Here is an 18,344-nt window from a genome sequence, read left to right on the forward strand (position 1 = left end):
CGGTGGGAAACGGTGGGGCGAAGGGCCGCGCGCGCCTGGGTCGACGCGCGCCATTCCGCCTGGGTCGGCGGCTTCAGCTGTGCGACGAGGTAGGACATGCGGCGGTTCGGCTCCGGAGATCTGATCGGGAGCGGGCTGATCTCACGGCCGGCGCGCGACTGCAAGACCGGCGTTCGCCGATCGGGCGCATCGCCGGGTTGCTGTGGCGCTTTCGACACGCTCAACGGTCCCGCGTGTCAGCCCGCGTGGCGCACGGCGTAGCGGAAGAGGCGGGTCTCGCCGGGTTGCAGCGTCACGCGCCAGGCGATCTGGCCCTGGCGGATGTCGTGCTTGGCCGGCTCGGACACCACCTTGAAGAACTCAACGTTGGGGTCGTGGCGGATCTCGACGGTCACCGGGATCGACTTGGCGTTGGCCAGGTCGACCTCGTAGGTGCGCCGCACCGTCGTCTTGTTGGCGCGCTTGTCCTCGACGAGACGCGGGCGCACGCGGACGTCCATGCCCCAGCCGATGGCGAGGTCGGCGGGCTCGCCCACCGCCACGTCGCGCACGGCCTGCTCGCCGGCGAAGGCCGGCACGCCGCCGATCGTCTCCATCACCGACAGGGCGCCGGAGGGCAGGGGCTTGCCCAGGCCGTTGGCTGTCTTGTTGTCGAGCCTCAGCACCACCTGTGGCGCGGCCGTCGGGCCGCCTTCGTCATAGTCGGCCCAGGGGCTGATGGAGGTCACGTAGAGCCGCTGGTAGCGGACGCCCTTCTGGTCGAGAAAGGCCATCTGCTTGGTCTGGCGGGCGGCCACCGTCACCGGTTCCGGCAGGGTGTAGAGCTTGTAGTCGCCCAGGTCGGACTGCTCGGCCATGACGCGCCTGGCGGCGCTGACCGCCACGCGTTCCATCATGGGGGCGGGCGGCGGCGGCGGGGGAGGGGGCGGCGGAGCCATCATCGCCGGAAGGGCGCCCAGGTCGTTCGCCATCATCGCCGCCTGGCCGTGGGTCGTGGTGTCCATCGGCCAGCAGTCGCGGCGGACCGGAATGACGCGAGGCCGCGAGATCCGCGCCGGAACCCGGGCCAGCTTGCCGGCCACCAGTTGGGTGGGCGCATCGGCGAAGGTCGAGCCGGAGCTGTTCATCAGGGTCAGCCAGCCCAGCAGGTCCAGGGTCTGGCCGTCCGGATTGAGGGTGGCGACGTAGTCGGCCTGCCAGTTCACGCCGATCGCCAGATAGGTCAGGGTCAGGGCATAGCGGCCGGCGAGGGGCACGTCGATCAGGGCCGACAGGGTTGGCTTGCTGGACAGGCCGTCGGGCGCGCGGTCGAACACCAGGCGCTCGGCCCCGCCCGAGCAACCCAGGGCCTCTACGCCGTCGGCGGTCTGCACCATCAGGCCCGAGGGGCCCTGCACCAGCACGGCGTCGACACTGGCCTGGCGGCCGGTCTCGCGATTGGTGCGCACCACCTTCACCGGCTTGCCCAGCGAGCGCTCGACCAGCGTTCCGGGGCTCAGCAGGGCGTAGTCGTAATTGCGTTCGACCGCGCCGGCCGGCAGGCCCTCGATCGCCGCGCTTTGCGAGATCAGGCCCTCGGCGACGCCGTCGAAGCGCAGGGTGTGGCGGCCGACCGGCAGTTCGACCGTGCGGGTCTCGCTGACCATCACCAGGCCCTTCTCGAAGGCCTGCTGCTTCTGCCAGGGCGACAGGGTCTGAACCGGTCCCTGGCCGTCCCGATAGAGGGTGACGGCCACCGCTTCGGGCGCGGCGGAGGCGATGGTTTCGGCGCGGGCGGCGAGGGGCGCGCAGAGCAGGGCGAGAGCGGCGAGGAGGGGGCGCACGAGCGAGGAGCCTCCCCCTGTGGGGGAGGCGGTCGCAAGGCGACCGGTGGGGGGCGTGGCAAGGTCTGAGGATGCTCCCCCCACCGTCGCCTTCGGCGACACCTCCCCCACAGGGGGAGGTTCCCTGCGGAAAGGGCTCGGGCTCACCAGCCGTTGTCCACCGTGAAGGTCAGGACGGTCTCGCCGTTGGCGGGGACGGGCACGCTCCAGGCCAGGGTGCGGGCGTCGAGGCGGCGGCTGGGCAGGCTTTCGTCGGTGACCTTGCCGTCGCGCCACAGGCCGGCCTGGCGCAGCTCGACCGTCACGGCCTCGGGCCGGGCGTTGCGGACCACGTATTTCATGGCGTAGCGCGAGCGGGTCTTGGACAGCTTCTCCTGCGAGACCAGGGTCGCCTGGCTGGAGACGTCGAAGGCCTCGCCGGTCTTGATCGACAGCTCCGAGCCGGCCGAGGTGTGGCCGATGGCGTTCTCGCCGACGAATTTGGGATCGCCGGCCTGGTCGCGCATGTAGACGCGCATGGCGCCGGCCGGCAGCTGGTCGCCCAGGCCCTTCAGCTTGGAATTGCTGAACTGGATGGCGACGACGGCCTTCTGCGGGTTCTCGTCGCTGGAGAAGCCGTATTCGCGCACCTCGTAGACCTTCTTGGCCGGCACGGCCTGGGCGCTGAGGAAGCCGACCTGCTTGTTCTGGTTGGAGGCGATCGTGGTGCGTTCGGGCAGGGGATAGATGTAATAGTCGGCGATGCGCTCGCGGTCGCTGCTCTCGGTGCCGGCCGAGGTCGAGGCGCGGCTGTAGCCGCCGTTGAACTGGTTGACGTTGCCGGCCACCAGCTGGGTCTGGGCGTTGTCGAACGCCGTGCCCGAGGTGTTGCTCAGGGTGATCCAGCCCTGCAGGTCCAGGGCGCCCTTCTTCTCGTCGAACAGGGCGACATAGTCGGCCGCCCACGACAGGCCCGAGGTCAGGTAGCTGAGCGTCACCGGCGTGGGGCCGGCCTTGTCGGCGTTGACCGTCACCGACAGGGTCGGGCGGGCGCGCAGGGTCTCGGGCACCTTGTCGAAGATCACCCGGGTGGGCACGCCGTCGTCGCGCAGCACCTCGATGCGGTCGCCGATCTTCAGTACCACGCCCTCGTTGGCGGCCAGCACCGTGGCGGTCTCGATGGTCTCCTTGCCGTCACCGGGGTTGGTGCGGACGATCTTGATCTGCCGCCCGACCGCCTTCTCCATCAGCTTGTCGGGAGTCAGCAGGTCGTAGTCGAAGTTCTGCTCGACGACGCCGAGATTGGGCGAGGAGAGGCTGACGGTCTCGGGCCGGATGGCGGCCGAGACGTCCTTGAACTCCAGTCGCTGGCGGCCGGCGGCGACGTCGATCGTCCGCTGATCCTGAACGAGCGCCAGGTTGCTGTTGTAGATGGTGACCGAGACCTTCGGCGGGCTCTGGGCGTAGGCGATCTGGGCGGAAGCGGCGGCCGCGCACGCGGCGGCGAACAGAACTGCGCGGTGCATCGGCGCGTCGTCTCCCTCTATCGTTGCGGCCACGTTTTCATGGGCGCGAGGGAAAGTCGAGAGATTATGGATGTAAATTCAGGTGCCCTTCTCCCCTTGCGGGAGAAGGTGGCGGCCAAAGGCCGACGGATGAGGGGTCTCTCAAACGTCCCCGCCGCGACAGCCGATCGACCGGGCGCCGAAGCCGACAGGTTTGAGAGACCCCTCACCCGACCCGCTGCGCGGGCCACCCTCTCCCGCAAGGGGAGAGGGAAGCGCTAGCGGCCCCACACCTGCGCCAGCCGGCGATCCCGCCCGCAGCCGGTGCGGTAGATGTGGTACTCGACCGAATTGTTCTTGGCGTAGTCGCGGTGATAGGCCTCGGCCGGCCAGAAGGTCTGCAACGGCAGGATCTGGGCCTTCATGACCCCCGTCTTCAGGCGCTTGGCGGCCTCGGCGCGGGAGCGCTCGGCGGCGGGGCGCTGCTCGGCGTCGACGAAGACGGCGGGACGATAGGAGGGGCCGCGATCGCAGAACTGGCCCTCGTCGTCGGTCGGGTCGACCAGCTTCCAGTAGCGCTGCAGCAGGAAGGCGTAGGGCAGTTTCTGCGGATCGTAGGTGACGCGGACGGCCTCGTAGTGGCCGCTGCGCTCGCTGGTCACGTCGCGATAGGTCGGGTTCTTCACGTGGCCGCCGGTGTAGCCGCTCTCGACCTTCACGACGCCGGGAATGCCGCGCATGTCGTTCTCCATGCACCAGAAGCAGCCGCCGGCGAAGACGGCGGTCTTGGTCGGCGCCGCTAGAGCCGCGGCCGGCAGGGCGGCGGCGAGGGCGATCAGCAGCAGGAGGCGGCGAAGCATGGGCGGTCCTTTCGAGGCGTCGTCCATAGATACGGCCGAACGGGCCGAAAGGTTTTGAACGGGCCTACCGCCAACCGTGGCCGACGCCGCGCACCGCCGGAACCGCCGCCAGGCGCGCCGCGAGCGTGTGGGCCCGGTCGTCGCCCTGATCGTCGATCTCCAGGCGGATGGCGATGTCGGCGCCTTCGGGCTGGGCGGTCAGGGCGCGCAGGCGCACCTGCTGCACGCTGGCCACGCCCAGCACCCGCATCAGGGCGTCGGGCTTGTCTTCGGCGGTCACGAGGAACAGACGGCGTTTGTCTGCATCAAGATCGAGGCTCAAGGCCGCACCCACTGATGTTCCACGCTGGCCGAGTTGACGCCGGGCCAGGCGGCCAGGTCACGGGCGAGGAGGCGGGCGGCCTGGTCGCCCAGGTGGCGCACGCGCAGGGAGGCCTCGACCAGCTGGCCGACCGGCTTCAGGGACAGGTTGCACAGCTCGGCGCCGCTGTCGGCCAGGCTCTGGCGCACGGCGTCCAGCGCGCTCGGCGCATCCTGGGCGCAGAGGAACAGCTGGTGGACGGTGACGCCGTCATGGTCGCTGTGGAAGGCGGGTGGGGAAGGCAGGTAGCTCATCGTCGAAGATCCTTTGGTTTTGGAAGGACCGTCGGATCGCGCAACGAAAAAGCCCCGCTCCTTTCGGAGGCGGGGCTTTTTCAGATCTTGCGATCCTTCGGCTTGGTTTCTGGGGAACCCTTGTTCCCTAGTCTGCGCGCCGTCTTTGCCCCGTCCGTACAGGCACGGTTTTAATCTGGGTAATCTTCGACATCATGGCGCACCACATCGCGACGCCGGCGGTGAGGCCAGTCGTAAACAGCGCGATGGTGGTCAGGTTCGACAGCATGAGGTCGGAGGGCTTCCAGTCAGCTTGCACTCAAACAGGTAACGCTTGCCGACCCGCCGCGCAAGGTCTTGCCGCGCGGCGGGCCGTAATGTCGCGTTTTGAGCAGATTTTAGGCGAGCTCGATAGCCATGGCGGTGGCCTCGCCGCCGCCGATGCACAGCGAGGCCAGGCCGCGCTTGGCATTGCGGGCCTGGAGCGCCGAGATCAGGGTGCACAGGATCCGGGCGCCCGAAGCGCCGATCGGGTGGCCCAGGGCGCAGGCGCCGCCGTTGACGTTCAACTTGTCGTCCGGAATGCCCAGTTCCTTCTGGGCGATCATGGCCACCACGGCGAAGGCCTCGTTGACCTCGAACAGATCGACGTCGGCGACGCTCCAGCCGGCGCGGGCCAGGGCCTTCTTCATGGCGGGCACGGGCGCGGTGGTGAACAGGGCCGGCTCGTGGGCGTGGGCGGCGTGGCTGATCACGGTGGCGACGATCGGCAGGCCCAGGGCCTCGGCGATGCTCTTGCGCGTCATCACCAGGGCGGCGGCGCCGTCGCTGATCGACGACGAATTGGCCGCCGTGATCGCCCCGTCGCGGGCGAAGGCCGGGCGCAGGGTCGGGATCTTGGCCGGATCGGCCTTCAGCGGCTGCTCGTCCCTGTCGATGGTCTCGACGCCCTTGCGGGTGGTCACCGTCACCGGCGCGATCTCGGCGGCGAAGGCCCCGCCTTCGACGGCCGCCTTCGCCTTGGCCAGGCCCCGCGTGGCGTAGTCGTCCATGGCTTCGCGGCCGAACTGGTATTCGGCGGCGGTGTCTTCGGCGAAGGCGCCCATCAGCTTGCCGGGGGTATAGGCGTCCTCCAGGCCGTCCAGATACATGGAGTCCCAGATCTGGTCGTGGCCGATGCGGGCCCCGCCGCGATGCTTGGTCATCAGATAGGGCGCGCCCGTCATGCTCTCCATGCCGCCGGCGACGATGATGTCGGCGCTGCCGGCCAGCAGGGCGTCGTGAGCCATGATCGCGGCCTGCATGCCGCTGCCGCACATCTTGTTGACGGTCGTGGCCTCGACCGACTTGGGCAGGCCAGCGCCCAGGGCGGCCTGGCGAGCGGGCGCCTGGCCCAGGCCCGCGGGCAGCACGCAACCCATGATGATCTGGTCGACCTTGTCGCCCGACAGGCCCGCGCGCTCCAGCGCCGCCTTGACGGCGGTCGCGCCCAGCTCGGTCGCCTTCACCCCGCCCAGCGCGCCCTGAAAGCCGCCCATGGGCGTGCGAGCAAAGCCGGCGATCACCACCGGATCGGCGTGATTGGACATGGATGAACTCCCGAACGGTTTGTTTTGCGGTGGAATAGGCCCTGGATCAGGCGGTTCGCGCAAGCCTGTCGCGCAAGAAGCGGCCGACGGCGGAAGTGCGGCTCCCGCCGTCGGCCGGTCAGTCGAGCAATGAACCGAGAGAGTCAATTGCGATTGGAAACTTACCCAAGTTCGTACTCAAAAGCAACGGCCCTTGCATTCCCCCGCGGAACGCCGCACTTTCCTCCGTATGGGTCGCACCGCCGATTACAGTCACCAACGCTGCGCCATCGCCGCCACCCTCGAGGTCGTCGGCGATCCCTGGACCCTGCTGATCCTGCGCGACGCCTTCCAGGGCGTGCGGCGGTTCGAGCAGTGGCAGGAGCGCCTGGGCGTGGCCCGCAACGTGCTGGCCGCCCGCCTCAAGAGCCTGGTCGGCCATGGGGTGATGGAGACTCGCCGCTATTCCGAGCGGCCGCCGCGCCATGAATATGTGCTGACCGCCAAGGGGCGCGACCTGTCGGCCGTGCTGCTGACCATGGCCGAGTGGGGCGACCGCCACGTCTATGGCGTGGGCAACGGCCCGGTGCGCTTCGTGCATAAGGCGTGCGGCTGCGACTTCCACGCCAAGCTGGCCTGCGAGGCCTGCGGCGAGGTGGTCGACGGCCGCGATCTGTCGCGGGTGATCCACGAAGGCCCGTCGCCGACCGTCGGCGAGGCGCTGGAAGCCGCCGCCGTCAAGGTGGCGGCGGAGTAGGGCTAGTTTCCGCTGTCGACTGGTGGGGGCGAGGCCGTCGGGCCCGGGTTCATCCAGAGGCCCTGCGTCAGTTCTCGCCAATCCCATGAGATCGAAACCAGGCCGTCCTTCGTGGGAAGGTCCTGAAGGGTTTCCGGAACGCGCAGCAGCGCCAGGCCGCGATCCACGGCGGCGCGGACGCCTTTGTCCAGCACCCCCTTGTGGCGGCAGCGAACGAGATCGCCCTTGGGGCCGACACGGCAGCTGGTTTCCGTCACGCCTTCCTTGCGGCCGGCCAGGGCCAGGATCTCGGCGGCCTGGGCCTTGTCGGGAACGGTGGCCCAACTGGCGAACGCCGCGGTGCAGGTTCCGCCGCCCGCGGTGCAGGGGAAGGTCCCGTAACCTTCGGAGCCGCGGGGCAGCCTGAGCTCGATCGCGGCGGTGTAGCCGATCGGGCGGCCGAACTCGACGGGAGTCGGTCCTGGCGCGATCTGGGCCGCGGCCGGGGAGGCGACCAGGGCGACCGCAAGGATCGCGAGGCCGGCGTGTACGAAGCGGCGGCGCAACGTGGTGTCCGTCGCGGCGCGGCCGATGATGTGGCGAAGCTTACCCATGCGACTTCGTTAAGCGGCGGCTCAACCCTGGGCAAGCCTTTCGGCGGCTCCGGAGCGCCGACGGCTGTCCGCATGGCTGCTCGACTGATGGAATGTCGGGGGTAACCGGCCAGCGTCCACAGCCAAGTTAACGGCAAGGCTTGAACGGCCAGAACGCGCGCGAAACGAATCAGGACCGAATCGCTGACTCGGTCCGATTCGGGATTTGTTCCCTACAAGCTATTGTAGCTTAACGCCGATTAACCACAACGACGTTCCCTGAAGCCGCTTTTCCTAACGGGGGGGCTGGACGCCTACTTCGCGTCGGCGGGGCAGGTGGCGCCCAGGCGCTTGGCGTTCATGACGCCGGCCAGGGGCAGGCCGTTGACGGTCTTCAGCTTGATGTCGAGCTTGAAGCTCTCGGGCGTGTAGCTGCCCTTGGCGCTGACCGGGGCCACGCGGCCCTTCTTGTCGGTCCAGGTGCCCTTCAGCTGGATCTTGCCGTCGTCGACCTGGTTGGTGGTGTAGTCGCACTTGTAGCGGCGGGTGCAGATGCCCTTGGAGAACTGGGCCGCGTCGGCCGGCTTGATGCACTTGTCCTCGCTGCCGGCCGGGATGATGCCGATCGTGTAGCTGTACTCCCAGTGGCCGGGCAGAATCGTCGCTCGCGGCGCGGCGGCGCCGGCGGGCGCGACCACGGCGAATCCCGCCGTCAGGGCGGCCAGGGCGGGGGCGGCGAGGGCGATGAAACGCATGCGGTCGAACTCCTTCATGGCCGTGTATATAAGGAAGCGCACATGAACCGCGGTTGAAGGCGGGGTGATGGCGAGGCCCAGGGCTTTGCCGCCTTGACTCGGCAAGGGTCCATCGCCTATATCGCCCCCTCTCGCGCGGCGGACCTCGGTTCGGAAGCGCGCCTGACATTATGTTCGCGGGGCTTCGGCTTCGCCTAGCCCAAGGTACTCGTCATGTCGCGCCGTTGCGAACTCACGGGCGTCGGTCCGATGGTCGGCCACAATGTGAGCCACTCGAACATCAAGACCAAGCGCCGCTTCCTGCCCGCTCTGTCGCCTGCTTCGCTGCAGTCGGACTCGCTGGGTCAGACCTTCAAGCTGCGCATCAGCAACGCCGCGCTGCGCACCCTCGACTTCAAGGGCGGCCTGGACGTGTTCCTGCTGGGCGCCAAGGACGAGCAGCTGTCGCCGCGCGCCCTGAAGATCAAGGCTCAGGTCAAGGCCAAGGCCAAGGCCGCCGCGGTCGCCGCCTAAGGCTTTCGACCCTGGCTTAGGCCGGGGAAGAATACGAAAAGCCCGCCGAGTTCGCTCGGCGGGCTTTTTCGCGTTTCGGGGTTAGGTCTGTAGAACCCTCTCTCTTTGAGAGAGGGAGGGGCCCATGGCGAAGCCATGGGAGGGTGAGAGGTAACAAACTCACCGCATGAAGCGCGATAGATCTAGCTCCAGCGCTAGCTGGTATGTCGCTTTCTCGGATTTGCTTGCTGGAGGCGAAACCTCTCACCCTCCCACCGCTTCGCGGCGGGCCCCTCCCTCTCTCTCAGAGAGAGGGAATCAATAAACCGCCCAGCAAAAAGCCGCCGTCGCGGGGCGACGGCGGCTTCTGAAGCCTTGAAGGGCTGGTCGCCTTAGCGGGCGGCCAGTTCCATGGCCTTGGCCGGGTTGGCGGCGTTGTAGGCGCTCAGTTCGGCGTTGCCGAGCTTGGCCACGGCGTCGTTGACCGACGAGCGGACGCAGGCCGGGTACAGGTATATGGCCAGCGACTCGCCGCGGACGTCTTGCCAGCAGACGGTCGAGGCGGCCTTGACGATGTCGGCGCGGACGTCGGCGGCGGCGCGGCCGGCGACCTTGACGCGGACTTCAGCGGCGCCGGCGGGGGCGGCGACCAGCAGGGCCAGGGCGGAGAGAGCGAGAGCGGCGGAGCGGATCATCGGACGGATTCCAGTCGGATGCCTGTGAAGGCGGTTGAAGCGATCGCTTCCCGACGCGTTCCTCTGGTGACTGGTCCAGGATCTCGCCCGCTCTGTCACCGGAAACAAGCTGTAGCTCACTGCTGATCAGTTATCAATGATTATGTTGGCGCAACCGGTGGGTGAAGTGTTTGATTTCACGCGCTTGTTACCGGTGTCAGTGTTCGCTGTGCGGACAAGCAAAAGCCCGCGGAGCGGGGGCTCCGCGGGCTCTGGTCCCGATGGGGCTGGGCCTTGAGGCTTAGCGGGCCGCGGCGGTCTTGATCAGACCGTTCGGGCGCCATTGGGTCTTGTCGTAGGCGGTCAGGGTCGGGCTGCCGACCTTTTCGACGGCGGCGCGGGCCACGTCGCGAATGCAGTAGGGCAGCACGTCGGCGCCGTAGCTGGTCGCGCCGGCGTCTTCCTGGCACACCGAGGTGGCGGCCTTGACGATGTCGGCGTGGACGGCGGCGGTGGTGCGGCCGGCGACCTTGACGGTGACTTCGCCGGCGAAGGCGGCGGGGGCGCTCAGGAGAGCGATGGCCGAAGCGGCCAGAACAAACACACGTTGCATTTCAGTCATTCCGGAAAGGGGGTTGGGATCAACCTCCTCCCGATGCGTTCCTCTGACGGCCGTCCGGATCTCGCCTGCTCATGCCGTCACGTTCTAAATACAGTGACAACGCTGTCATTCCAAGCGGATTTTTGGCTCCAGGCGTCAAATTTTTACGACGACCGCGAACGCTGTGTGCGCAAAAGGCACTCTGTGCAGCAAATGGGCGCCAATAATGCTATAGTTTCAGGTGAAATTATCCCTATTTGCGGCGGCCGGTTCGAGCGATCGGCCTCGGTTGGCGGGGTTACGCGGGCGCGCCTTTCCCGACAGGCCGGCTCGACGACCAAGCAGGGCCCCTCCGCAAGATCGAGGCAAACGCTAAGTAAGAGAATACTGTAATAGGTATATCGTATAAGATATTTGACATAAATCGTATCATTGTGGCTCTCTTCGCCGAGGCGCGACGCATCCAGATCGCGCGGACTGCGAGGAGGGATTGCGATGCGGACGAAGAAGGTGCGCCTGGCGGCGCTTGGGGGAGCGGCGGCGATCGCCTTGCTCTCCGGATTGGCGATCGCACCGCTCGCGGCGGCCCAGACCACCGGCCAGACCTCAGGCCCGGCGGCCGAGGACGCCGCGACGGTCGAGGCCGTGGTGGTGACCGGGTCGCGGATCAAGCGGCCGAACCTGGTCTCGGCCAGTCCGATGACGGTCGTGGGCGGCGACGAGGTGAAGCTGCAGGGCGCGACGTCGGTCGAGAGCGTGCTGAACCGCCTGCCGCAGTTCACCGCCGATTCCAACGAGAACGGCTCCAACGGCTCGGACGGGACGGCGCGGGTGAACCTGCGCAACATGGGCTCCAGCCGCGTGTTGGTGCTGGTCGACGGTCAGCGGATGCTGCCGACCGAGGCCGCGGACGTGAACTTCATCCCCAGCGCCCTGGTCGACCGGGTCGACGTGGTCACCGGCGGGGCCTCGGCCGTCTACGGCTCGGACGCGGTGTCGGGCGTCGTCAACTTCATCCTCAAGCGGGATCTCGACGGCCTGCGCCTCGACGCCCAGTACAGCCTGGCCCAGCACACCAACGACAACGCCTATCCGCGATCGCTGATCTCGCAGGCCAACTACAAGCTGCCCGAGAAGAACGTCACCGACGGCGGGAAGATCGACGTCAACCTGGCCATCGGCATGAACGCCCCCAGCGGCAAGGGCAACGTCACCTTCTATGTCGGCTATCGCGAGCTGAAGCCGGTCACCCAGGACAGCCGCGACTATTCGGCCTGCGGCCTGAACCTGGCGGGAAGCAACAACAACGCCCTGGTCTGCGGCGGCTCCAGCAACAACGAGTACGGCCTGTTCACCCTGCTCAGCGGCCCCAACGCCGGCCAGACGCTGAACAACACCAAGGACGGGGCCAAGACCTGGGTCCCGTACGACAGCTCGTTCCTCTACAACTACGCGCCCACCAACTACATCCAGCGCTCGGACGCCCGCTACACCGCCGGCGCCTTCGCCCACTACGAGCTGAACCCGGCCGTCGAGGCCTATGGCAGCCTGATGTTCATGGACGACCACACGTTCTCGCAGGCCGCTCCGTCGGCGCTGTTCCAGGGGACGACGTTCAAGATCAACTGCGACAACCCGCTGATGTCGGCCTCGCAGGCCGCGACCCTGTGCGGTTCGGCGGCTGGGACCAGCGTCAGCCAGGACGCGTTTATCGGCTATCGCCTGACCGGCCCGGGCAGCTCGCCTCGCCGCGACGACCTGCGCCACACCGACTACCGCATCAACGCCGGCCTGCGCGGCAAGCTCGCCCAGGGCTGGAGCTATGACGCCAGCTTCCTGTTCTCGACCGTCATTCTCGACGAGAGCTACAAGAACAATGTCGACAACGCCAAGGCGCTGAAGGCGCTGCAGGTGGTCAACGTCAACGGGACCCCGACCTGCAAGTCGGTGATCGACGGCACCGACCCCAACTGCGTGCCGATCGACGTCTTCAAGTACCAGGGCCTCAGCGCGGCGGCCTACAAGTACCTCTACGCCCCGACCTACACCCACGGCGTCCAGCGCGAGAAGGTGCTGAGCGCCTCGCTGAACGGCGACCTTGGCCAGTACGGCCTCAAGACCCCGTGGGCCGAGGACGGCGCGGCCCTGGCGCTGGGCGTCGAGCATCGCCGCGAGGAGCTGAAGTTCGAGGCCGACGCCCTGGCCCAGGCCGCCGGCACCAAGGAAAGCAGCGGCGCCTTCAGCGTCAGCGAGCTCTATGGCGAAGTCGACCTGCCGCTGGTGCAGGACGCGCCGTTCATCAAGGCGCTGTCGCTGAACGCCGGCTACCGCACCTCTAAGTACGACTATCTCGACGATCGGGTCTCGACCTACAAGGTCGAGCTGCAATACGCCCCGACCTCGGACGTGCGGTTCCGCGCCAGCTACAACCGCGCCGTCCGGGCCGCCAACATCAGCGAGCTCTACGCACCGCAGGGCCTGGGCAATGTCGCGGCGGTGGATCCGTGCTCGGGACCGACGCCCAAGGCCAGCGCCGCGGCCTGCGCCCTGACCGGCGTCACCGCCGCGCAGTACGGCAAGATCCCCGACTGTCCGGCCGAGACCTGCGTCACCCAGGGCGGCGGCAATCCGGACCTGAAGCCGGAAGTGGCCGACACCCGCACCGCCGGCGTCGTGCTGACCCCGCGCTTCCTGCCGGGCTTCTCGATGTCGCTCGACTATTTCGACATCTATGTCGACCAGTACATCGGCGCGGTCGACGCCCCGACCGTCATCAACCAGTGCGTCCAGACCAGCAATCCGTACTTCTGCAGCCTGTTCCACCGCGACCCGACCTCGGGCGTGCTGTTCGGCGATCGCGGCTACATCATCGCCACCAACCAGAACACCGGCTTCCTGCAGACCTCCGGCCTGGACGTGACGGGCAACTATCGCCTCGACCTGTCGTCGCTGGGCAATTTCGGCGACGTCGACTTCAGCTTCGTCGGCACCTACCTCAACAGCCGTAAGATCGAACAGCTGCCTGGGCTTGGCTCCTATAACTGCAAGGGCCTGTTCGGCCCGACCTGCGGCCAGCCCAACCCCGCCTGGCGCCACCAGATGCGGGCGACCTGGAACCTGCCGTGGATCGCCGCCTCGCTGTCAGCCAACTGGCGCTATTTCGGCGCGACCGACCTGTCCAGCAACGACAGCAACCCGTTCCTGCAGGGCGACTACGTCGAGATCAACCGCAAGATCAAGGCGTACAACTACCTGGACCTCGCCGCCAACTGGAAGGTCCGCGAGCAGCTGACCCTGCGCGGCGGGATCAACAACGCCTTCGACAAGGATCCGCCGGTGATCGCCGCGGGCCTGCTCTCCTCGTTCGGCAACGGCAACACCTATCCCGGCGTCTACGACCCCATGGGCCGCACGCTGTTCGTCGGCCTGACCATGGACTTCTGACGACCATTCGCGGGGGAGGCGCCTCCCCCGACGTTCTCCCCAACTTGAAAAGCCGCCAACGCTTCGGCGTGGCGGCTTCTTTTTTGGGAGAAGGGGAGGGGCGTCTAGCGGCGCTTCTTGCGCGCCGGCGGCGGCGGGGCAACCGGCTGGGGCGGCGGCGCCGTCCAGTCGAAGGCCAGCAGCAGGGTGCGCTGGTTCATCTCGCCGCCGTTGTCGTCCGACAGCAGATAGATCCGCGTCGCGCCGTTCGGACCGGCCGCCAGGGCGAGGCCCTCGAAGTTGTCGCGGGTCAGCTGGCCGTCCAGCGTCAGGCTGGCCAGCGGATACTGCTTGGTCGCCGGGATCATCGGATCGGCGATGAACTTGACCTGGGCGCGCCAGCCCCGAACAGGGTCGAAGGCCCGGTGCAGGGTGGCCAGGGCCTTGCCGCCGAACGCCGAGAAGCCCGTCAGGCCCCAGGTGAAGTCGACCGGCGACTGCGGCGGGATCGGCTGGCAGCTGGTCGTCAGCCGGCAAAGCCAGACCTCGCCCTCCTCGCCGCCAACCAGATAGGCGTCGGAACCGGCGGCCGGATAGGCGGTCAGGGCCTCCATGCCCTCGTTGTCGGGGAACACCGTGGCCGGCTTCGGGGCGACGGCGGGGCGGCTCCACAGACCGGTGGGCGAGACGGCGTAGCGCCAGATGCGATGGTCGCGCTCGAAGCTGACCAGGCGCTCGCCATTGGCCAGGCGCGCCAGGCCCTCGGCGTCGCCCTGGCTCTTGCCGCGCAGGCCTTCGCCGTCGTGGCCGATCAGCGGCGACAGCTTGCCGTCGGTCAGGCCGATCAGCTTGCCGGCGGCGTCCAGTTGCAGCCGGGCGGAGAAGCGGTCGCCGTCGTCGCTGATCGCCTCGATGCCGCCGTCCTCGGTCAGGATCAGGTCGGACAGGCCGTGCAGTCGGCTGGTGTCGGCGCTGGTGATCTGGATCCCGCCCGCATAGACGAAGCGGCCGACGGCGGTCTGGCTCGGGTCCGAGGCGTTCAGCGGCACGGGCGTGGTGGAAAGGCCGATCTCCGGGCCGACCTTGACCGGCGCGGCCGGCAGCACGACGGGCGGCGGCGGGGCCTTGGGGCCGCACTGGGCCAGCGCGCCGCCGGCCAGGCCCAGGACGATCAGGCCGCGCAGTCCGATCACGCGGAAACCTTGCGAGCGCTCTTGGGAGCGGACGGCACGACGGTGGGCGGCGGCGGCAGCAGGCCGCGGGCGCGCACGGCGGCGCGCGGCTCCTCGTCGAACAGGGCGGCCAATTGCTCGACCAGCACCCCGCCCAGCTGCTCGACGTCGACGATGGTGACGGCGCGGCGGTAGTAGCGTGTCACGTCGTGGCCGATGCCGATGGCGATCAGCTCGACGGGGCTCTTGCCCTCGATCTCGGCGATGACCTGCCGCAAATGCCGCTCCAGATAGTGACCCGAATTGACGCTCAGGGTGGAGTCGTCCACCGGCGCGCCGTCGGAGATCACCATCAGAATGCGGCGGGCTTCGGGCCGGGCGATGATGCGCTGGTGCGCCCACATCAGGGCCTCGCCGTCGATGTTCTCCTTCAGGAGACCCTCGCGCATCATCAGGCCCAGGTTCTTGCGGGCCCGGCGCCAGGGCGCATCGGCGGCCTTGTAGACGATGTGGCGCAGGTCGTTGAGGCGGCCGGGCGAGGGCGGCTTGCCGGCCTTGATCCACTCGTCGCGGCTGGTCCCGCCCTTCCAGGCCCGGGTAGTGAAGCCCAGCACTTCGGTCTTGACCCCGCAGCGCTCCAGCGTGCGGGCCAGGATGTCGGCGCAGACGGCGGCGACCATGATCGGCCGGCCGCGCATCGAGCCGGAATTGTCGATCAGCAGGGTCACGACCGTGTCGCGGAACTCCTGGTCCTCCTCCTGCTTGAACGACAGGGGAGCGGTCGGATCGATGATCACCCGCGTCAGGCGGGCGACGTCGAGCATCCCTTCCTCGAGATCGAAGGTCCAGGCGCGGTTCTGCTGGGCCAGCAGGCGGCGCTGCAGCTTGTTGGCCAGGCGCGAGACGACGCTGGAAAGGGCGGAAAGCTGCTGGTCGAGATAGGCCCTAAGGCGGGTCAGCTCGTCCGGGTCGCACAGCTCTTCGGCCGAGACCACCTCGTCATAGGCCGTGGTGAACACCTTGTAGATCGGCTCGCCGCCCTTGTCGGCCGAGGGATCGGGACGGGCCGGCTTGGCGCCGTCGGCCATGTCGGGGGCCTCGTCGCTGTCCTGCGGCTCGCCCTCCTGCTCGGACTGGACGATCTCCTCGTCGCCGGCCTGGCTCTCGCGGTCGGAGGCTTCGCTCTCCTGCGGCGAGGAGCCGTCGGGCTGCTCGCCCTCGCCGTCGCCCTGGTCGTCGTCGGCGGTGTCGGTGGGGGTGTCGTCGTCGCCCTCGTCTTCATCCGAAGACTCGGTGGCCTCGTTGGCGTCGTCGCCCAGGTCGAGGTCGCGCAGGATCTGGCGGGTGACCTTGGCGAAGGCGGCCTGGTCGTCGATGGCCGCGGCCAGGCGGTCGAGATCCTTGCCGGCCTTGGCCTCGATGTCGGCGCGCAGGATGTTGACCAGGGCTTTCGCGCCGTCGGGCGGGGCGTCGCCGGTCAGGCGCTCGCGTACCATCAGGCCCAGGATCTCGGCCATCGGGGCCGACTGCTGGTCGAAGGCGACGGCGCGGGTCAGGCCCTGCTTCTCCAGCCGGGTCTCCAGCACGGTCGTCAGGTTGGCGCGCACGCCGTTCAGGGCGTTGGCGCCGATGGCCTCGATGCGGGCCTGCTCGACCGACTCGTAGATCGCCTGAGCATCGGGCGCGGCCGGACGCGAGCGGGCGTGGGTCGACGGGTCGTGGTGGGCTAGGCGCAGGGCGATCTGGTCGGCCATGCCGCGCAGGCGGGCGGCCTCGGGGCCGGACAGGTCGCGCGGCGGATGCGGCAGCACGGCGCGCTTGCCGACCAGCCCCGGCGACTCGCCGGAAAACACGATCTCGAGGTCCGGGGTCTCGGCGAGCGAGCGGGCCGCGTGCGCCAGTGCGCGCTTGAAGGGTTCGGTCGGGTTTTCGGGCTTGGAGGCCATGGCTTTGGAGTTAGCGGCGCGCGCCGGCGAAAACAAGGAACGACGCACGCCAAGGCGACGTTGATCCGCTGAAGCCTGCACAGCGCAGGTCCAGTGCAAGGAGTTTCCCCATGCTGAAATGGGCCCTCATCTTCGCCGTGGTCGCCATCATCGCCGGCGCCCTCGGCTTCACCGGCATCGCCGGCGCGGCCGCCGGCGTCGCCAAGATCCTGTTCTTCCTGTTCCTGGTCGTCTTCGTGGTCGTGCTGGTGCTCGGCCTGGGCGTCTTCAAGGGCGTGACGGGGAAATGATCCTGTTCCTTCTCCCCTTGCGGGAGAAGGTGTAATCCGCAGGATGACGGATGAGGGGTCTCTCAGACGCCAAACGCCGCGACAGCTAACCAGCCGTCGCGGCGTTTCTTTTCGTGCGACTCCTTACCCGACCTCCCTACGGGAGGCCACTCTCTCCCGCAGGAGGAGAGGGAATTTTGATCTCACTTCCAGCCCTTACCCTGCGCCCCGACCAGCGCCACCAGGTCGCCCATCGTCAGGTTGACGTCGGCCAGGTGCAGGCCCCAGGCCTTCAGCGGCATGCCCATGACCAGCAGGTCGCCGGGGATGTCGTCGACGCGAGGATCGGCCGGGTCGCCATGAACCTTGACGGCCAGGTAGTCGTAGGCGCCGCTGGTGGCGCACTCGGCCGTGACCAGGCCCGGGACCGAGACGAAGGTCGTGGTCAGGTCCTTGCCCTTGACCCACGGCGTCTTGCGCGGCGCGCCGGCGATGGTGCGGTCGCTGAAATAGCTGTGCAGCGGCGCCTCGCCGCCGGCGAGGGCGGCCGGGTTGACGCAGGCGGCGCGCTTGGCGCCCTCGGCCTTGCCGAAGAAGGCCGCGCCCTCCGGCGGGCTGCCGGCGCGGAACGACACGTAGCTGACGATGCAGCCGGTCTGGCCGGGCTTGCGGCACATCTTGATCGAGCCATAGGCGTCGGTGGCCGGATTGATCTGGGTGTTCATGCCGATGATCAGGGCCGAGACCAGCTGCTTCTGCACCGGCTTGCCGTCGATCTCCTCGGCCAGCAGCCGCAGCAGCAGGCGCGAGCCCTGCGAGTGGCCGATCAGCACGACGCCGCGCCCGTGGTTGTCGCGGGCCAGGTAATCCTTCCAGGCGTCGAGGACGTCGGCATAGGCAAGCTGCTCATCGCCCGGCGAGGCCTGGCCGCGCATCACCTGGCGCAGGGCCGCCAGGGTCACCTGCCGGTACATCGGCGCGAAGGTGCGGCAGACCTGGCCGAAACGGGCGAACTGCTGCTCGGCGACGATGGTCTCGGCCGGGTCGATGGTCATGTCGCTGTTGCCGCCGGGATCGGTCGACACCGTCGGATAGACGTAGAAGCAGTCGACCGGCGCCTTGGGATCGGCCTTGAAGGGCTCAACCTTGGTCGAGCCGTCGGCGGAGACGACGGTGGTCGTCTGGTCCTGGGCGCAGGCGTCGGCGCGGCCGGGACGGCACAGCCAGTTGGCGTCCTGGGTGTAGTCGTTCTTGGGCTGCGGGCCGGCGGGCGCCGGCTGGGCGCAGGCCGTTCCGGCCAGGCTCATGGAGACGGCCAGCACGGCCCAGATCGTCTTGTTCATATCCACCCCTT

The 18,344-nt window shown here is 68.4% G+C and carries 18 protein-coding genes; 4 read left to right on the forward strand and 14 right to left on the reverse strand.

Translation table 11 applies throughout. The features are described from left to right. Nucleotides 1-236 precede the first annotated feature (236 nt). From I4Q42_RS00540 to I4Q42_RS00570, 7 genes are all read right to left on the reverse strand, one after another. Nucleotides 237-1,823 carry a DUF4139 domain-containing protein gene (locus tag I4Q42_RS00540; RefSeq protein ID WP_332872994.1) on the reverse strand — a complete coding sequence of 529 codons (1,587 nt, stop codon included), beginning with the start codon at nucleotides 1,821-1,823 and terminating at the stop codon, nucleotides 237-239. Between the two features lie 143 nt (nucleotides 1,824-1,966). After that, nucleotides 1,967-3,328, reverse strand: a complete 1,362-nt coding sequence (locus I4Q42_RS00545; protein WP_198574125.1) for a DUF4139 domain-containing protein — start codon at nucleotides 3,326-3,328, stop codon at nucleotides 1,967-1,969. A 257-nt stretch (nucleotides 3,329-3,585) separates the two neighbouring features. Further along, nucleotides 3,586-4,167 (reverse strand): peptide-methionine (S)-S-oxide reductase MsrA, encoded by a 582-nt coding sequence (gene msrA, locus I4Q42_RS00550; protein ID WP_198574126.1) that lies wholly within the window; start codon nucleotides 4,165-4,167, stop codon nucleotides 3,586-3,588. Nucleotides 4,168-4,231: 64 nt separating this feature from the next. Next, entirely contained in the window at nucleotides 4,232-4,489 is a 258-nt protein-coding gene (locus I4Q42_RS00555) for a hypothetical protein (protein WP_232792757.1), read from the reverse strand. Continuing rightward, entirely contained in the window at nucleotides 4,486-4,782 is a 297-nt protein-coding gene (locus tag I4Q42_RS00560) for a hypothetical protein (protein WP_110117883.1), read from the reverse strand. Before I4Q42_RS00560 ends, I4Q42_RS00555 begins: the two co-directional genes overlap by 4 nt. A 127-nt stretch (nucleotides 4,783-4,909) precedes the next feature. Further along, a complete protein-coding gene (locus I4Q42_RS00565; RefSeq protein ID WP_198574128.1) occupies nucleotides 4,910-5,050 on the reverse strand; it encodes a hypothetical protein in 141 nt (46 codons plus the stop codon). Between the two features lie 109 nt (nucleotides 5,051-5,159). Continuing rightward, nucleotides 5,160-6,350 (reverse strand): acetyl-CoA C-acyltransferase, encoded by a 1,191-nt coding sequence (locus tag I4Q42_RS00570; RefSeq protein WP_198574129.1) that lies wholly within the window; start codon nucleotides 6,348-6,350, stop codon nucleotides 5,160-5,162. A 229-nt stretch (nucleotides 6,351-6,579) separates the two neighbouring features. Between I4Q42_RS00570 and I4Q42_RS00575 the strand changes: the two genes are divergently transcribed. Further along, nucleotides 6,580-7,086: a winged helix-turn-helix transcriptional regulator gene (locus tag I4Q42_RS00575; protein ID WP_198574130.1), complete on the forward strand. Its 507-nt coding sequence runs from the start codon at nucleotides 6,580-6,582 to the stop codon at nucleotides 7,084-7,086. Between the two features lie 2 nt (nucleotides 7,087-7,088). On the opposite strand, the gene I4Q42_RS00580 is transcribed toward I4Q42_RS00575, so the two are convergent. After that, entirely contained in the window at nucleotides 7,089-7,679 is a 591-nt protein-coding gene (locus I4Q42_RS00580; protein WP_198574131.1) for a hypothetical protein, read from the reverse strand. A gap of 293 nt (nucleotides 7,680-7,972) precedes the next feature. Continuing rightward, nucleotides 7,973-8,413 (reverse strand): DUF3617 domain-containing protein, encoded by a 441-nt coding sequence (locus I4Q42_RS00585; RefSeq protein ID WP_198574132.1) that lies wholly within the window; start codon nucleotides 8,411-8,413, stop codon nucleotides 7,973-7,975. Nucleotides 8,414-8,626: 213 nt separating this feature from the next. Here I4Q42_RS00585 and rpmB point away from each other — a divergent pair, with 213 nt between their 5' ends. Beyond that, nucleotides 8,627-8,926 (forward strand): 50S ribosomal protein L28, encoded by a 300-nt coding sequence (gene rpmB / locus I4Q42_RS00590; protein ID WP_198574133.1) that lies wholly within the window; start codon nucleotides 8,627-8,629, stop codon nucleotides 8,924-8,926. 371 nt (nucleotides 8,927-9,297) lie between these two features. On the opposite strand, the gene I4Q42_RS00595 is transcribed toward rpmB, so the two are convergent. Then, entirely contained in the window at nucleotides 9,298-9,600 is a 303-nt protein-coding gene (locus I4Q42_RS00595) for a hypothetical protein (RefSeq protein WP_198574134.1), read from the reverse strand. Between the two features lie 280 nt (nucleotides 9,601-9,880). Continuing rightward, nucleotides 9,881-10,192 (reverse strand): hypothetical protein, encoded by a 312-nt coding sequence (locus I4Q42_RS00600; protein WP_198574135.1) that lies wholly within the window; start codon nucleotides 10,190-10,192, stop codon nucleotides 9,881-9,883. A 483-nt stretch (nucleotides 10,193-10,675) separates the two neighbouring features. On the opposite strand from I4Q42_RS00600, the gene I4Q42_RS00605 reads away from it, so the two are divergent. After that, a complete protein-coding gene (locus I4Q42_RS00605) occupies nucleotides 10,676-13,624 on the forward strand; it encodes a TonB-dependent receptor domain-containing protein (RefSeq protein WP_198574136.1) in 2,949 nt (982 codons plus the stop codon). Between the two features lie 104 nt (nucleotides 13,625-13,728). Here the strand turns inward: I4Q42_RS00605 and I4Q42_RS00610 are convergent, their stop codons facing one another. Together I4Q42_RS00610 and cobT are read right to left on the reverse strand one after the other, a co-directional pair. Then, complete coding sequence (locus I4Q42_RS00610) at nucleotides 13,729-14,796, reverse strand: esterase-like activity of phytase family protein (protein WP_198574137.1); 1,068 nt, start codon at nucleotides 14,794-14,796, stop codon at nucleotides 13,729-13,731. Beyond that, a complete protein-coding gene (gene cobT, locus I4Q42_RS00615) occupies nucleotides 14,793-16,721 on the reverse strand; it encodes a cobaltochelatase subunit CobT (RefSeq protein WP_198574138.1) in 1,929 nt (642 codons plus the stop codon). Before cobT ends, I4Q42_RS00610 begins: the two co-directional genes overlap by 4 nt. Nucleotides 16,722-16,831: 110 nt before the next feature. On the opposite strand from cobT, the gene I4Q42_RS00620 reads away from it, so the two are divergent. After that, nucleotides 16,832-17,011, forward strand: coding sequence for a DUF1328 family protein (locus tag I4Q42_RS00620; RefSeq protein ID WP_116490557.1), 180 nt, complete (start codon nucleotides 16,832-16,834; stop codon nucleotides 17,009-17,011). 182 nt (nucleotides 17,012-17,193) lie between these two features. On the opposite strand, the gene I4Q42_RS00625 is transcribed toward I4Q42_RS00620, so the two are convergent. Then, on the reverse strand, nucleotides 17,194-18,333 hold the full coding sequence (locus tag I4Q42_RS00625) for a DUF3089 domain-containing protein (RefSeq protein WP_198574139.1): 1,140 nt from the start codon (nucleotides 18,331-18,333) through the stop codon (nucleotides 17,194-17,196). Between the last annotated feature and the right edge of the window lie 11 nt (nucleotides 18,334-18,344).

It is taken from the genome of Caulobacter hibisci (assembly GCF_016135805.1).
Taxonomy (GTDB): domain Bacteria; phylum Pseudomonadota; class Alphaproteobacteria; order Caulobacterales; family Caulobacteraceae; genus Caulobacter; species Caulobacter hibisci.